13 protein-coding genes are annotated in these 15,527 nt (G+C 41.8%); 12 read left to right on the forward strand and 1 reads right to left on the reverse strand.

Going from position 1 to position 15,527, the window contains the following annotated elements; all coding sequences use genetic code 11:
• Positions 1–13 precede the first annotated feature (13 nt).
• The 9 genes from BM398_RS00450 to BM398_RS00490 all read left to right on the forward strand — a co-directional run bounded on the left by BM398_RS00450 (position 14) and on the right by BM398_RS00490 (position 11,338).
• A complete protein-coding gene (locus tag BM398_RS00450) occupies positions 14–1,645 on the forward strand; it encodes an MATE family efflux transporter (protein ID WP_092335967.1) in 1,632 nt (543 codons plus the stop codon).
• 11 nt (positions 1,646–1,656) lie between these two features.
• Complete coding sequence (locus tag BM398_RS00455; protein WP_092335968.1) at positions 1,657–2,886, forward strand: aminoacetone oxidase family FAD-binding enzyme; 1,230 nt, start codon at positions 1,657–1,659, stop codon at positions 2,884–2,886.
• Positions 2,887–2,910: 24 nt separating this feature from the next.
• Positions 2,911–4,614 (forward strand): NAD(P)/FAD-dependent oxidoreductase, encoded by a 1,704-nt coding sequence (locus BM398_RS00460; protein ID WP_092335969.1) that lies wholly within the window; start codon positions 2,911–2,913, stop codon positions 4,612–4,614.
• 23 nt (positions 4,615–4,637) lie between these two features.
• Complete coding sequence (locus tag BM398_RS00465; protein WP_092335970.1) at positions 4,638–5,240, forward strand: 5-formyltetrahydrofolate cyclo-ligase; 603 nt, start codon at positions 4,638–4,640, stop codon at positions 5,238–5,240.
• Positions 5,241–5,258: 18 nt separating this feature from the next.
• On the forward strand, positions 5,259–6,500 hold the full coding sequence (locus BM398_RS00470) for a glutamate-5-semialdehyde dehydrogenase (protein ID WP_092335971.1): 1,242 nt from the start codon (positions 5,259–5,261) through the stop codon (positions 6,498–6,500).
• Entirely contained in the window at positions 6,500–8,425 is a 1,926-nt protein-coding gene (locus BM398_RS00475) for a class II aldolase/adducin family protein (RefSeq protein WP_092335972.1), read from the forward strand. The genes BM398_RS00470 and BM398_RS00475 overlap by 1 nt, the downstream gene beginning before the upstream one ends.
• Positions 8,422–9,474: a S66 family peptidase gene (locus BM398_RS00480; protein ID WP_092335973.1), complete on the forward strand. Its 1,053-nt coding sequence runs from the start codon at positions 8,422–8,424 to the stop codon at positions 9,472–9,474. Before BM398_RS00475 ends, BM398_RS00480 begins: the two co-directional genes overlap by 4 nt.
• A 73-nt stretch (positions 9,475–9,547) precedes the next feature.
• The gene (locus tag BM398_RS00485) at positions 9,548–10,234 is read left to right on the forward strand and encodes a hypothetical protein (RefSeq protein ID WP_092335974.1); all 687 of its coding nucleotides are present in this window, start codon (positions 9,548–9,550) and stop codon (positions 10,232–10,234) included.
• Positions 10,235–10,273: 39 nt separating this feature from the next.
• On the forward strand, positions 10,274–11,338 hold the full coding sequence (locus BM398_RS00490) for a lactonase family protein (RefSeq protein WP_092335975.1): 1,065 nt from the start codon (positions 10,274–10,276) through the stop codon (positions 11,336–11,338).
• Between the two features lie 66 nt (positions 11,339–11,404).
• Here BM398_RS00490 and aroC read toward each other — a convergent pair whose 3' ends face one another.
• Positions 11,405–12,502, reverse strand: coding sequence for a chorismate synthase (aroC, locus tag BM398_RS00495; protein WP_092335976.1), 1,098 nt, complete (start codon positions 12,500–12,502; stop codon positions 11,405–11,407).
• A gap of 227 nt (positions 12,503–12,729) precedes the next feature.
• Between aroC and BM398_RS00500 the strand changes: the two genes are divergently transcribed.
• The 3 genes from BM398_RS00500 (at position 12,730) to yajC (ending at position 15,513) form a co-directional block, all read left to right on the forward strand.
• Positions 12,730–13,845 (forward strand): M15 family metallopeptidase, encoded by a 1,116-nt coding sequence (locus BM398_RS00500; RefSeq protein WP_092335977.1) that lies wholly within the window; start codon positions 12,730–12,732, stop codon positions 13,843–13,845.
• A 9-nt stretch (positions 13,846–13,854) separates the two neighbouring features.
• Complete coding sequence (tgt, locus tag BM398_RS00505) at positions 13,855–15,036, forward strand: tRNA guanosine(34) transglycosylase Tgt (RefSeq protein WP_092335978.1); 1,182 nt, start codon at positions 13,855–13,857, stop codon at positions 15,034–15,036.
• Positions 15,037–15,138: 102 nt separating this feature from the next.
• Positions 15,139–15,513, forward strand: a complete 375-nt coding sequence (gene yajC, locus BM398_RS00510) for a preprotein translocase subunit YajC (RefSeq protein ID WP_092335979.1) — start codon at positions 15,139–15,141, stop codon at positions 15,511–15,513.
• Positions 15,514–15,527 lie beyond the last annotated feature (14 nt).

Below are 15,527 nucleotides of genomic sequence, written 5' to 3' on the forward strand. Positions count from 1 at the left end.
TTGGAGATCAAACATGAAAAAGTACTACGAAGAAAAAAGAATAAGACCCGATGTGCTTACAGCCGCTGTATATTGGGCAATCATAATACTTATGTTATATGAGGTTGTTGCAATTAGAATTTACGGAGAAAAGGGAGCAGGTTATTCTGCGGGTTCTCTTGCGATATTCTTTGCATTTTATTGTTCTTTTGTTCTTGCCGTGCAGAAGGCCGTATGGGTAATGGTACGAGTAAGAGCAAGAAAATCCCAGTACAAAAATGCTGAGGAGAACATGAAGAAATCACTTAAGATATTTGCATTTACCGGTGTTCTTGTGACAGTGGTATTTACTGTTATCGGAATCAACTTTTCCGATCTTTTGCTTGGTTCCAAATGGGGAAGATTTCAGTTCCTTATTTCTACTTTTTCAGTTTTGTTCCTGTGTGTTCAGGGTGTTGTAAGAGGATATCTTCAGGGAGTCGGATATACCAAGCCTATCGTTATTTCCGATGCCTTGATGGCAATCGTGGCATTTCTTGTCGGAACTTTGTTTTCTGCGGTTATGTACGGATACGGACTTAAAGTAAATACACTTATGCACATTGAGGAATTCAGTGCGGTATACGGTTCGACCGGAATGACTATCGGACTTTTTGTCGCATCGATCGTGGGACTTGTTCATACATCCGTAAGCTTTTACGTAAGAAGAAATGAGCTTGAAGAGATCGGAAAAAGAAGTGCTCCCAGATATGTTGACAGTAAGAATGACGTAATGTCGGGACTTAGACCTATTCTCTTCATGTATGCTTCACCCGGAATAGCTCTTTTGGTCGATCAGGTCTTTTACATGATCCATCACAGAACTGTCGGAAGCAAGGCGGATCCTATTTATAACTACGGTATTTATGCGGGAAGAACTATTCCCATCGTAATAACATGTTCGCTTCTTTGCTGTCTTCCTTTCCTTATCGAGTGGAACAGGATAAGAGCGAGATTCGAGAGAGACGAGCCCGAGAATGCGGGAGAGAAGCTTTCTAGATTTGTAAAACACTTTATTGAGATCACGGTTCCGGCCGCGCTTCTTATCTTTACACTGGCTCCGTCTATCGATACGGTTGTTTACTGGAAGGGAAATGATTTCAGTGTTGAGCTTTTGAGAGCAGCAAGCTGTCTTGTTATTCTTGTTCCTTTTGCGATTTTCTTTTCATGGATATTGTTCCATGCAGGTAAGTCTATCCTTATCGTTTTCGGACTTGGAATAACATGGCTTGTTCATATCGCGATGCTTTTTGCATGTGCGAGTGTAGGAAACATCGGATTGTACGGAGTTTTGATTCCTGTTATCGTTTCGTTCTTCGTATATGATGTTCTTTCGCTTATTGTATTTAAGAAAATGCTTAATGCAAATTATGCGCTTGCGGTCAACTTTGTAAAAACGCTTGTTGCAGCTGCTGTTGCAGGATTTGTTGTATTTTTGATCGATATGGCTTTGGCTAAGAATATAGGTGAGGTTCTTACATTTATAATCTGCGCGCCTGTTTTCTATGTTGTATATCTTGCAATTATGGTTATGACCGGAAGTATTGATGAGAGGGAACTTCGCAGTATCCCTTTGGGCAAGTACTTTAAGTCACTGCCTGTTTTTATCAAGACTGACGAAGCGTAAGAGGATTTAGTGTGAGTAAAAAAGTGTATGTTGCAGGCGGCGGCGCTGCGGGAATGTGTGCTGCGATCTATGCGGCAAGAAACGGCGCCGATGTGACGATTGTTGAGAAGAATACAAGACTTGGAAAAAAGCTTTCCGTTACGGGAAACGGAAGATGTAATCTTACCAATCTCGATATGCGCCCGGAATATTACAATAAGGCTGCAGAGGGAAGGATGAAGAACTGGCTTTCACTCTACGGACCCGAAGAGACGATAAAGTTTTTTAAATCACTAGGTGTGATAGTAAAGAGTGAGAACGGTTATATCTATCCAATTTCGGGACAGGCTTCTACGGTTGTTAATGCGCTCATAAACGAGCTAAACAGACTTAATGTGAATGTTGTTACGGAAAGTCAGGTTAAGGCTGTAAAAAAGGCCGAAAACGGCAAATCGCCGTATGTGCTTGTTACCAATAAGGATAAGTACGAAGCCGATGCTGTTATTCTTGCACTTGGATCTCTTTCGGGAGCAAAGAGTACAATGTCAACCGGCGACGGATATTATATCTGCAAGCAGCTTGGAATGAGTTTAAAAGATACATATCCCGCGCTTGTCGGATTTAAGTGTGAGGATGACGGGACCATGCCGGATGCGGGAGTAAGGGCTTTGGCCAGGATTTCTTTTTATCTTGGAGAAGAACTTTTAACTTCCGAGATCGGAGAACTGCAGATATCAAAGGACGGTATTTCCGGTATTCCCGTTATGCAGGCGAGCAGGGAGATAATAAAGTTTGTGACCGAGAAAAAGCCTGTGGTTGCTTCTGCAGATTTTTTCCCTGAGTATGACGAAGAAGATTTCGAAGCTCTTAAACGTGATATGTATAAGCTTCGTGATAACAGGACGCTTGAGGAGTTTTTGCTTGGTTTTGCAAACAGCAATATAAATTCGATGGTGCTTAAGAAGATGAAACTTTCGCAGAGCATGCATATGAAGAATATTGCAGACAGCATGGTATCGTGTATACTGGACAGGTACAGAGATATACGTTTTAATCTTACGGATAGCTATGGATATATCCAGTCGCAGGTTACGACGGGCGGAATGAGCCTTGGTGATATCGGCAATGATATGGCTGTAGCGGGCTATCCCGGAGTATACTGTGTCGGAGAGCTTCTTGATGTTGACGGAAGGTGCGGAGGATACAATCTTCAGTTTGCATGGACGAGCGGAAGCATAGCCGGTACAGCCGCTTCAATGTAAGAATGCACAGAAATCAGGAATTATATGATAAGAATCAATCAGATAAAAATACTTAACGACGGTAATAATATACGTAGTCACGAGGAGCTTTGCGATGTCTTAAAGAAAAAGGCAGCAAAGCTTTTGCGTATAACGGAAAATGATATTGAAGATCTTGTTATAATGCGTCAGTCGATTGATGCAAGGAAAAAACCTCAGATAGTGGATGTCTTTATGGTTGATGTTTCCGTAAAGAGAGCTTTGGATAAAAAATCTGAGGAAAAGATCGTTTCCAGATTGAAAGATAAAGGAATTTCGGTTGTGACTCCCGTTATTTACAATTTCTTGGAAAAAGCGGGAATTGAGGGAGAAATACCTTCAAAAGCAGCCGGTGCAAAGATTGCCGTTATCGGATCGGGACCCGCGGGACTTTTTTGCGCATATATGCTTGCTTCAAACGGCTTTAAGCCTGTTGTGTTTGAAAGAGGAGCCGATGTCGACAAAAGGCAGGAGATAGTAGAAAAGTTTTGGGAGACGGGAAAGCTTGATACCCGCACGAATGTCCAGTTCGGAGAAGGCGGAGCGGGAACATTTTCTGACGGCAAATTAAATACGATGGTAAAAGATAAGGACGGAAGAGGAAGAAAAGCGTTGTCCTTGTTTACGACTTTCGGTGCAGATAGTAAGATAATGTATGACGCAAAGCCTCATATCGGAACGGACGTACTTAGAAACGTCGTTAAGAATATGAGAAATGAGATCATTTCTCTGGGAGGCGAGTTCAGGTTTGAGACGCAGGTGACTGATATCCTTACGGATGAAAGCGGCGCCGTAAAAGCGGTTGTTGCAAACGGCAAAGAGCTTCCTTTTGATGTAGCTGTTCTTGCTATCGGACACAGCGCGAGAGATACTTTTTCAATGCTGAAAGACAGGAAAGTATCTATGCAGAAGAAGCCTTTTGCTGTGGGATTTAGGGTTGAGCATCCTCAGAAACTGATAAATCTTTCCCAGTACGGAATTGAGGAACCAAAGTCTCTTCCCGTAGCTTCATACAAACTTGTTATGAATACAAAAGAGGGACGCGGTGTTTATTCTTTTTGCATGTGCCCCGGAGGGTATGTCGTAAATGCATCATCCGAAGAGGGAAGACTTGCGGTAAACGGAATGAGTTACAGCAAGAGAGATTCAGAGAATGCCAATTCAGCCATTATTATCACGGTCGACCCCAAGGATTTCGGATCGGATGATATACTTGCAGGTGTTGAGTTTCAGAGAAGGCTTGAAGAAAAGGCATATGAGCTTGGAAAAGGCAAGATTCCCGTTGAGTACTACGAAGATTTTAAGAAGGCGGTAGCATCGGACGGTGGAGCCAATGAAGAAAATAATCTGAAAGAACCTGTGAGATTCAGGGATGTGTGCAAGCCTTGTATGAAGGGCGCGTATACTTTTTCAAATGTTCATGAGATTTTACCGGACGATCTTAATAAATCCTTTGTTGAAGGAATGGAGAAGTTCGGTACAATGATAAAGGGATATAATTCACCGGATGCTCTTATCGCCGGTGTTGAAACAAGAACTTCGTCTCCTGTAAGGATTAATCGCACGGAAAACGGTGAGTCGGAAAATATTAAAGGACTTTATCCGTGCGGTGAAGGAGCCGGATATGCAGGCGGAATCATGTCTGCAGCGATGGATGGTATCAAGATAGCCGAATTTATTGCAAAAAAATTAGTAGAAACTTTGCGCTGATTCAAATACAATGGAAGGTACCGATGGAAAAAGACTTAATACGAAAAGATGTCTTACAAAAAAGAGATGAACTCAGTATATATAAGATTGAGGTGAAAAGCAGGGAGATATTCGAGGAACTTATCACAAGACCCGAGTATGCCGAAGCCTCAAATATTCTTATTTATGCTTCTGTCAGAAATGAAGTTAAGACGGATGAGATTATCCTTGATGCGCTTGCGCTGGGGAAAAGAGTTTTTTGCCCTAAGGTTACAGATAAGAAAAATGGCATAATGAAGTTCGTCAGAATTTACGAGCCCGAAAACCTTGTTCCCGGTGATTATGGCCTTATGGAGCCGGAGATTAAGGAGGATAGCGAGATATTCGATCCGGATTTTTATGCCGATGAATCAAATGTTCGCCGGATAGATGGTGAGAACGCCGGAAAGACGATGGTTATCGTTCCGGGAGTTGCTTTTGATGAAAAAGGCAACAGGATAGGTTACAAGGGAGGATTCTACGACAGATTTCTATCCAAAGTAAGCTACGCCGATACTGTGGCACTTTGCTATAAGATTCAGATTGTTGATGAGATTATACCGAGTGAGCATGATATTCCCGTAAAGAGTATCATTCACGAGAAATAAAGGAGCTGGAGAACATAGATGGAACTTATTGAGATTTGCAAAAAAGCTAAAAAAGTAAAATACGAGATTCAGTGTCTTACTACGAAAGAGAAAAATGATGCTCTTATTGCGGTTGCGGATAAGCTTGTTGCGGAAGCGGACAGCATTATCGCTGCAAATGCAAAGGATTATGAGAGAGGCGTTTCAAACGGAATGAATAAAGGCCTTTTGGACAGACTTCTTCTTGATAAAAAAAGAATTGAAGCTATGGCAGAGGGGCTTAGGCAGGTTGCGGCTCTTCCGGATCCCGTAGGAGAAGTTATCGATAGCTTTGAGCGTCCCAATGGTCTGAAAATAAAAAAAGTAAGGGTTCCTATGGGCGTTATCGGTATAATTTACGAAGCGAGGCCCAATGTTACCGCGGATGCTTTTGCGCTTACATTTAAAGCGGGTAATGCCGTTGTTTTAAAAGGTGGAAGTGATGCGATAGACAGTAATATTCAAATTGCTAATGTTATGAGAGCTGCACTTGGGAAATGCGGCATCAATCCCGATGCGATACAGCTCATTGAAGATACAGACAGAGCGGTTACAACTAAGTTTATGCAGATGAATGAGTACATAGATGTTCTTATTCCCAGAGGTAGTGCAAGACTTATAAATGCCGTTGTTGAAAATTCTACGATTCCCGTAATCGAGACCGGAACGGGCAATTGTCACATCTATGTCGATAAGGATGCCGATATTGACAAAGCGATCCCTATCATTATCAATGCCAAAACTCAGAGAATAGGCGTATGTAACGCTGCTGAGTCCCTGGTTGTCCATGAGGATATTAAAGACAGATTCCTTCCTCTTTTTGAGAAAGCAATGAACGAGCATAACGTTGAGATAAGAGGCGACGAAGAGAGCCGCAAGCTTATGAACAGTGCTGTTTCTGCTACTGAAGAGGACTTTGGAAAAGAGTTCCTTGATTATATTATTTCTGTAAAGACGGTTAAGAACGTCGATGAAGCCATTGAACATATAAATAAGTACAACACAAGCCACTCCGATTGCATTATCACGGAGAACGAAGAGAGTGCAAAGAGATTTCTTGACAGAGTGGATTCGGCTTGCGTATATGTAAATGCTTCAACAAGATTTACAGACGGATTTGAATTTGGATTCGGAGCCGAAATTGGTATAAGCACACAGAAGCTTCATGCGCGCGGACCTATGGGGCTTAAAGAGCTTACATCATACAAGTATCAAATTACCGGAGAGGGGCAGATCAGATAATGAAAAATAGAAAAGAAGATTCTGAATTGCTTGAGGCAAAACAGCATGTCATTGATGTGGCAAATGAGTTGCACAAAAAAGGCTATTTACCACGTACATGGGGAAGCGTTAGCTGCAGAGTCAACAAGGAAATCTTTGTGATCACTCCGAGTGGGATCAGATATGAAGATATGACGCCGGATATGATATGTCTTGTTAATCTCAAAAATCTGAACTTTATGGGAGAGTTTACTCCGTCTTTTGAAAGGGGAGTACATGCAGCTTGCTACAGAACCAGAAAAGATGTGGAGTTTGTCGCTCTTACACATCAGGTTTTTGCTTCGTGTGCCGGAGTTTTGGGTCTTAAGAGAATATACACATATGTTGAGGACGAGGATGTTGTCATTCCTTGTGTTCCGTATGCTTATCCCGGAAGTGCCAAACTTGCGGGAAATGTTGCTGCGACCGTTAAGAAGAACAGGGAGTCTGACAGCTTTATCCTGTCTAATCACGGTGCATTGTTTATGGGCGCAAATTCCGATGAAGTAATCGAGAATATCGAGAGAACAGAGGATGCCTGTGATAACTTCCTTATGGATGTATGCAAGACCGATATGTATCATGGTGTTGAAGAGGGATTCGGAAGCCATATTGAAGACGATGAGATTATTTATGATGTCGAGGATACACCTGAGCGTGTTAAACATATTCACAGAGAGATCTATGACAGAAGACCGGATGTAAAATATATCGTCCACAATAAGTCTGATGCGGTTATGACGGTTTCAAGAACCGCAACTCATTTAAGACCTCTTTTGTTCGACTTTGCCGAGCTTGTCGGATACAGTGTAAAAATCCCGAGTAACGAGCATGGAAAAGACGGACACAGTTATCATAATATCAAGAAAAATTCAAATGCAGTTTTTGCGCTTAATGACGGCGCTTATTGCCTTGGTGAGACTTTGGAAGATGCGGTTGCCGCATCGATAGTTCTCGATAAGGGATGTATTGCTTATCTTGCGGCTCTTCGTCATGGAGAGGGACATCCCATATCATATTTTGACTGCATTAAGATGAATAAGTACTATAAAAAGATTTATTCAAGAATTTCATCCGATTATCTTGAAGAGAAATACAGAGATGAAAGAGATGAATTTGAAGATGACGAAGACGATGAAGAGGAAGAGATCGTAAGAAAACCTTCAAGGAAATCCGCACGTGAAAATTCACGTGAATCATCGAGGGAGTCAAAGAGAGAAACGACAAGAGAAACCGGAAGAAGATCGTTCAGAGATGAAGATGAAGATTCTTCAAGAGAAAAATCCAGAGAATCTGTCAGGGAATCCAAGAGAGAGTTAAGAAGAGAGTCTGACAGAAGGGCAAAGAGAAACGTAGATATTGACCTGGATGTAGATTTGGATGAGGAATCTGAAATAGTTTCAAGTAAAATTGCCAGAAGAAACGCTGTAAGAGATTCGATAAAGAACTCACTCAGAAAGCCTGAACCTACAAGGGAACTTTCAAAGCTGCCTAAGAGGGAATCATTCAGAAGATCGCAAGATGATTTCGAAGATGATTTTGAGGAAGAGGAAATCAAGCCCAAGAGAAGTTCAAAAAAAGAATCTTTCAATGATTCGATAAAGAACCTCAGAAAAAATTCGAGACCTGCTACAAGAAAGAGCTTTTCGGAAGAATATGAAGATGACTTCGAAGATGAGCTTGAAGACGATTTCGAGAATGATTTTAATGATGACGAATATCATGATGATTACGAAGAAGAGTATATAGAAGGCTTTGAAGAAGAGTACGAAGATGACTTTGAAGAGGGCTTCGGAGACGATTTCGAAGAAGAATTCAGAGAAGAATTTGGCGATGATTTCAGAGCTGATTACTCAAAAATGAGATCAAAAGGAAAAGATTCAAGTAAGAGAACGAGGAGAAGATGATAAGGAAGCCTGGCAGCTTAAAAAAAGGTGACACAATAGGAATTACGGCTCCGGCATTTGGTGCGGCAACTGAACCGTACAGCTTTTTAATAGATATTGCGGAGAAAAAGATAAAAGAAAGAGGCTATAATATCATCGAGGGAAAGACTGCAAGGCTTGGCGACGGACTTGGGATCAGTACAGATCCGAAAGTTACCGGCGCAGAACTTATGGAGTTTTATAAAAGAGATGATATTGATGCGATAATTTCTGCAGGTGGCGGCGAGCTTATGGTTGAGACAATCTCAAATGTTGATTTTGAGGTTATAAAAAAAAGTAAGCCCAAGTGGTACGTCGGATATTCGGACAACACAAGCTTTTTACTGCCGCTTGTTACGATAGCAAATACATGTGGAATTTACGGCCCGTGCATTTCGGGCTATGCCAAGGAGTGGGAAGGTACCGAATATGATGCTTTCGCTCTTTTGGAGGGAACAAAGACTTCTTTTAAGGGATATGATAAGTTTGTAAAGCCCAAGGAAGAAAAAGAAGAAATTGATTATTCCAAGCCGTTTTTTTACAACTGTGATACAAAAAAAGTACTGACTAATTTTGACTGTTCTTCAAAGAAAGCTGAGAAGACGGACGAAAAGATAAACATGCAGGGAATTCTTTTGGGCGGTTGTGTTGATGTAATGGCTAATATGATAGGAACAAGGTTTGACAAAGTCGCAGAATTCGTAAAGAGATGCGATGAAGGAATACTTTGGGTCATTGAGAACTGCGAGCTTAGTCCAATGAGCTACAGAAGGGCAATTTGGAACATGAAGGAAGCCGGATGGTTTGAAAACGCCAAGGGCTTTATCATGGGAAGGGCAACCGGCTGCTTTGAAGGCGACCTCATGGGAGTAGATAAGTTCAATGCAGTTACGGATCTTTTGCAGGAATACTGTGTTCCTATGATTTTTGATGCGGATATCGGACATATCGACCCGATGCTTCCCGTTGTAATGGGTGCGAAAGCAAATGTATCGGCAGATACCGATAACCTTGAGATTGGATATTTATAACGTTATAATTATAAATATAAAAACAAAAAGAGAAGAGACAATAAGATTAAGATAAGACACGGAGGAAAAATTTATGACTAGAATGAAAAAAAATCTTATTACTGCGCTTAGTACATTTTTGATTGCGGGATCGCTCATGTCGGTTAATGCACATGCGGAAAGTGATCTTCCGATGTACTTTGACTTTGGGGATACTGTAATTAACATGAACGCAGGAAGCGAACACACAATGCATATGAGGTCTAAATTTAACTATACATATCATCTCGGACCTCACACAAGTACAGGAACATATCTTGAATGCTCATTCAAGAGCGGAACACAGGATGTTATTTTCCATGTTGGCGCCGATGAGCAGGCTAAGGACGTACCTTTCTATTTCTACATCGATGATGCAAAGGTTCAGTCTGACGGAACATATGACGAGGTTCTTGTACGCGTAGGAAATGCCGCTCAGGTTTCTGAGTCTGTTCAGGTTGAGCTTGCAAAGAAAGCTACCGGAACTGTAAAGAAGAACGGAAACATTGCAATGCTTTACAACGATAAGGATGTTGCAATGGCATCATTCTCTCTTACAAACGGAAACGGACAGATGGCATCACTTTCATTAAAGGGCGTTGCCGTTAATGAGGGTTCCAAGTATTTTGATGTTGCTTCAGCAACAGATTCTACACCTGTTATTTCAGAATCAGACAAAGCTGTTATGACAGCAAACGGATTTGCCGGAGTATGCGTAAACGGCAAGTATAAAAATTGGTAATACTTATTATTAATAAACATTCAGGAGGCATGTTGTAAAATGGCTGGAAAAGACAAGTATGTGGCTTATGTATCTAGCTACACTTCCGGACTTGGTTCCAAATATGGAATTAAAATTTATGACGTTGATATGAAAAACGGCAGATTTAAGGAGAAGCAGAAGGTTGAGATAACCAATTCATCTTATATTGGAATATCTCACAACAAGAAGACTCTGTATTCAATTACGGATGCGGGCGTTGAGGCTTATCATATTCTGCCCGACGGTGGCCTTGAGTTTTTGAATGAGGCTTCTATCAACGGAATGCGCGGATGTTATCTTAATATGGATCAGGAAGACAATTTCCTTTTGACAGCCGGATATCACGACGGTAAGGTGACAATCCTTAAGCTTAATAAAGACGGAAGTATCGGTGAGATTACCGACGAAAGATACCATAAGGGTCTTGGAACAGCAGCCGGAAGAAACCACGTGCCTCACGTTCAGTGTATTAAAGTATCTAAGGATAATAAGTATCTTCTTGCGGCCGATCTTGGTATGGACAGAGTTAATGTATACTCTCTCAATGTTGAGTCGGGCAAGATCAAAGAAGTTGATGTTATCCATTGCGATCAGGAGTCTTCACCGAGACATATGCAGTTCTCTAAGGATGGAAGATTTCTTTATGTATGTCTTGAGCAGAAATGCGGCATAGAAGTATATGAGTACGTAGATAACAACGGAGATCCCGAGTTTAACAAGATTCAGACTGTATCAAATTCAGATGAAGCCGATTCTATCGGTGTTGCAAGCAGTGCGCTTACATTCTCTGAGGATTACAACTATCTTGTAAGCTCTACAGCGGGAGAGAACAATGTAATTATCTACAAGGTTGATAAAGAGACGGGACTTCTTACAAAGAAGATCCAGCTTCCGATCGCGGGTGAATATCCTAAGGATGCTGCATTGTTCCCTGACAACAAGCATCTTGTATCACTCAATCATGAGTCGGATTCATTGACATTCTTTAAAGTGGATCCCGAGGCAGGAACTCTTGTTATGAACGGACCCGAAGAGCCCGTAAAAAGACCTAACTGCATCGTATTCCACAAATTAGAGGGATAATAAAATGGGGCTGTTGCTTCTGATGATCGATTGTGATCATACAGGCAACGCCCCTTTTTGATTGCTTTATTTATAGAAATTGATTATGTTTTGAGCCTTTGCGGACATGTTGGAGATTAGAAGATCGAGGAGTGTGAAAGCACACATGCTTTCGACTACTACGACGGCTCTTGGAACTACAACAGGGTCGTGACGGCCTTTTATGTTTATTTCGATATTTTCACCGGATTTGTTGACTGTGTTTTGGGAGCGGGCAATGCTGGGGGTTGGTTTTACGTAAGCTCTGAGTATAATTTCGCTTCCGTCTGACATTCCTCCGAGTATTCCGCCTGAATTGTTTGTCTTCTTACCAATCTCGTTATTTTCGATTACGAATTCATCATTGTTTTCTGAACCGTAGAGTCGGGCTACTTTTGTTCCGCATCCGATCTCAACAGCTTTAACTGCGCCGATACTCATAACGGCTCTTGCAAGGAGAGCATCGAGCTTATCAAATACGGGTTCGCCGATTCCTGCGGGAACACCTTTTATACGACACTCAATAACTCCGCCTATTGAATCCATGTTTTCACGGCATTTCATGATAAGATCCATTGCCTTTTTGTCAGCATCCGCATCGGGCATGGAAGTGGGAGTGGTGTATATTGTGTTTCTGTCAAAGTTACTTTCGTTTATCTCTACGTCACCGATAGAGCGTGTATAAGCAAAGACATCGATTCCCATTTCGCCCAGCATTTTCTGACAGAGAGCACCTGCAGCGACTCTTCCTATAGTTTCTCTTCCTGATGAGCGACCGCCGCCTCTGTAGTCTCTGAAACCGTATTTTTCATCAAAACAGTAGTCAGCGTGTCCGGGGCGGTAATAGCTTGCAATCTCGCTGTAATCCGCGGATCTCTGAGAGGTATTTTTTACCATCATCGATATGGGGGTTCCGGTTGTCTTTCCCTCAAATATTCCTGACAGAATGTGGACTTCGTCGTCCTCTCTTCTTGAAGTTGTGGCAGATGAAGTTCCGGGCTTTCTTCTGTCGAGGAACTTCTGAATATCTTCTTTTGAAAGATCAAGTCCTGCGGGAAAGCCGTCAACAACGACTCCGAGTGCTTCGCCGTGGGATTCTCCCCATGTTGATATTGTTATGTTTTTTCCGAGTGTTGAACCTGACATAGGTATCCTTTCATATTGTGTGTGAATTTTTGAAATATACTATATATAGCGCATTGCAGCGCATAATTTGCTATAAAAAATGATGTAATAAACGCTAAATTGTTATATAATTATATAGACGTTATAACAAAAATGGCGTATAACGTGGAGTAATTCGCATAACATATCATATTATATGCGTTATCATATTACAAGCCAAGTATCCGAAATGAGAGGGGATTTCCGATATGAACGCTAGTAGCTTGCAGATGAAGCTTGCTTATAAAAATAAAATTTTTTCCAAGGTGAAAAGATTTAACAGAAAACACAAAGCACTGACCTTTTTAGGCATTGCTTATGCTTTTGCGGCAATAGCACTTTACGATATTCTTTTTTACTTCTACAGAAGCAGTAAGAGGTATATTTGTCTTGCGTGCGGATTGCTGTTTTTTGTATTTAGCAGCAGTTTTTCGTATCCCGCCATGTCACTCAATATCAGTTTTGCTTCGGATGTGAGTATGGACGGGTATTCTTCCGATACGGAAGAAGTGCTTTCGAGTGAGGAAGTTGCGGAGTCCGATGCCGAGCTTGCGGTAAGCCAGGACGTTGATTCCGAGCTTATCAAGGAAGCTATGGAGAGTGAGAATCCCGATGTTGCGGAGGCTGAGCACCTCGATCCCGAGAAGCAGGCTTCTCTTTCACAGATTCTTGAAGCGACGGACGATGGCACGGCAGTGCCTGAAAATACGGATGACGGAGTTAATCTGTCATATCTTGGAGTTACGAACTTTGACAGCAGTGACTGGAAGATATTGCTTGTAAATAAGCAACATCCGATTCCTGATGATTATGATTTCCCGCTTGGAACAATCAGCGGAACAATGAGATGCGATGAGCGAATTATTGCACCGCTTCTTGAGATGATGAGAGCTGCAAATAAAGACGGAGTGGCACTTATCATTTGTTCTCCTTACAGAGACAGGGACAGGCAGACAATGCTTTTTAACAACAAGGTCAGCAGGTACATGGAAGGCGGAATGAACTATATGGAAGCGTATAATCTTGCTTCTCAGGCGGTTACTGTTCCCGGATCTTCTGAGCACCAGATAGGCCTTGCGATTGACATTATCACGGAAGGGTATTCAAGTCTTGATGAAGGCTTTGGCAATACACGTGCCGGAAAGTGGCTTGCAGACAACAGTTACAAGTACGGATTTATCTTAAGATACCCTGCCGGAAAAGAGAATATTACAAGTATTGAATTCGAACCCTGGCATTTTAGATATGTAGGGGTTGACGCAGCGACTGTTATACATGAAAATGGTATCTGTCTGGAAGAATTCTGGAATACTTATGTTAATTAGAGGATTTATATGTACAAAATTGTAAATAAGGACGGAAACGCCAAGAGTGCTACTTTTTCCACTGTGCACGGTGAGGTACAGACTCCCGTATTTATGAATGTTGCAACCGTTGCGGCAATAAAGGGAGGTGTATCCACAAGAGATCTTGAGGAAATAGACACTCAGGTTGTTCTTTCGAACACGTATCATTTGCACTTAAGACCGGGAGATGATCTGATATACAGAATGGGCGGACTGCATAAGTTTATGTCATGTAACAAGCCTATTCTTACAGATTCAGGCGGATTCCAGGTCTTTTCTCTTGCTAAGACGAGAAAGATAAAAGAAGAGGGAGTATACTTCCATTCACATATCGATGGACACAAGCTGTTCATGGGACCTGAGGAGAGCATGAGAATTCAGTCTCATCTCGGATCCACGATCGCGATGGCTTTTGATGAGTGTCCTTCTGCAAAGGCTGAGCACGAATATGTTCAGATGTCTGTGGATAGAACGACGAGATGGCTCGAGCGATGCAAAAAAGAAATGGACAGGCTGAACGGCCTTCATTATACGGTTAACCCGCATCAGATGCTTTTTGGAATCAATCAGGGAGCTATTTTTAACGACATCAGGATAGAGCATGCCAAGAGAATCAGAGAGATGGATCTTGACGGATACGCGGTCGGCGGCCTTGCGGTTGGTGAGAGTCACGAGGAGATGTACGATGTTCTTGAGAACGTGGTGCCTTTCCTTCCAGAGGACAAGCCTACTTATCTTATGGGTGTGGGAACTCCCGCAAATATCCTTGAAGCAGTTGACAGGGGAGTGGACTTCTTTGATTGCGTTTATCCGAGCAGAAACGGAAGACACGGACATCTTTATACCAAGAGAGGTCACATCAATATATTAAATGCCAGATATGAACTTGATGACACTCCTATTGAGGAAGGATGTAACTGTCCTGCGTGCAAGAACTATTCCAAGGCTTATATCAGACACCTTTTGAAGGCGGGAGAGATGCTTGGAATGAGACTTTGTGTTCTTCACAACCTGTACTTTTACAATAATCTGGTAAAAGAGATCAGAGAGGCAATAAGAAACAACAATTATCAGGCTTACAAGAAGAAGACCTTAGAGGGCATGCTGGAGTTTGATTCTGTTGCAAAAAGCGAGTCATACAATATTGCCCGCAATTGGAGAAAAGGTTAAATTTGTAATGTGTGCAGATGAATTTTGACTACTTGAATTTGCCGTTTCTTTCTAGTATTATTGTTTGGTATATAATTAAAGAATAAGTTTTTGGAGGATGTTATGTTATTATATTTCACTGAAGCAGCAACAGAGCCTGTTTCTGCAAGTTCCGCAGTTGTACCGACATTACTTTTTTATGCTGTGGTAATGGCAATTTTTTATTTCCTGCTTGTTCGTCCCAACAGAAAAGAACAGAAGCAGAAGGCGCAGGTCATCGCTTCTATGGCAGTAGGTGACAGCGTAAGAACTACAGGTGGTTTTATCGGAACTATCATCGACATCAACGACGATATGGTTATTGTTGAGTTTGGTAACAATAAGAATTGTCGTATCCCCATGGTTAAGGATGCAATTGTTGAAGTTGAGAAGCCCGAGGACGCGATCGCTTCTTCAAACGATAGCACCAAGGATTCAAAGAATTCAAAGAAAAAGTAATTAAATTTTGATTC

The sequence above is a fragment of the Butyrivibrio sp. M55 genome, assembly GCF_900116865.1.
Taxonomy (GTDB): Bacteria; Bacillota; Clostridia; order Lachnospirales; family Lachnospiraceae; genus Butyrivibrio.

Bases quoted from the DNA above. Each gene is read 5' to 3' on its own strand.
- BM398_RS00450 (WP_092335967.1), top strand. From the start codon at position 14: ATGAAAAAGTACTACGAAGAAAAAAGAATAAGACCCGATGTGCTTACA.
- BM398_RS00460 (WP_092335969.1), top strand. From the start codon at position 2,911: ATGATAAGAATCAATCAGATAAAAATACTTAACGACGGTAATAATATA.
- BM398_RS00465 (WP_092335970.1), top strand. From the start codon at position 4,638: ATGGAAAAAGACTTAATACGAAAAGATGTCTTACAAAAAAGAGATGAA.
- BM398_RS00470 (WP_092335971.1), top strand. From the start codon at position 5,259: ATGGAACTTATTGAGATTTGCAAAAAAGCTAAAAAAGTAAAATACGAG.
- BM398_RS00475 (WP_092335972.1), top strand. From the start codon at position 6,500: ATGAAAAATAGAAAAGAAGATTCTGAATTGCTTGAGGCAAAACAGCAT.
- BM398_RS00480 (WP_092335973.1), top strand. From the start codon at position 8,422: ATGATAAGGAAGCCTGGCAGCTTAAAAAAAGGTGACACAATAGGAATT.
- BM398_RS00485 (WP_092335974.1), top strand. From the start codon at position 9,548: ATGACTAGAATGAAAAAAAATCTTATTACTGCGCTTAGTACATTTTTG.
- BM398_RS00490 (WP_092335975.1), top strand. From the start codon at position 10,274: ATGGCTGGAAAAGACAAGTATGTGGCTTATGTATCTAGCTACACTTCC.
- aroC (WP_092335976.1), bottom strand. From the start codon at position 12,502: ATGTCAGGTTCAACACTCGGAAAAAACATAACAATATCAACATGGGGA.
- BM398_RS00500 (WP_092335977.1), top strand. From the start codon at position 12,730: ATGAACGCTAGTAGCTTGCAGATGAAGCTTGCTTATAAAAATAAAATT.
- tgt (WP_092335978.1), top strand. From the start codon at position 13,855: ATGTACAAAATTGTAAATAAGGACGGAAACGCCAAGAGTGCTACTTTT.
- yajC (WP_092335979.1), top strand. From the start codon at position 15,139: ATGTTATTATATTTCACTGAAGCAGCAACAGAGCCTGTTTCTGCAAGT.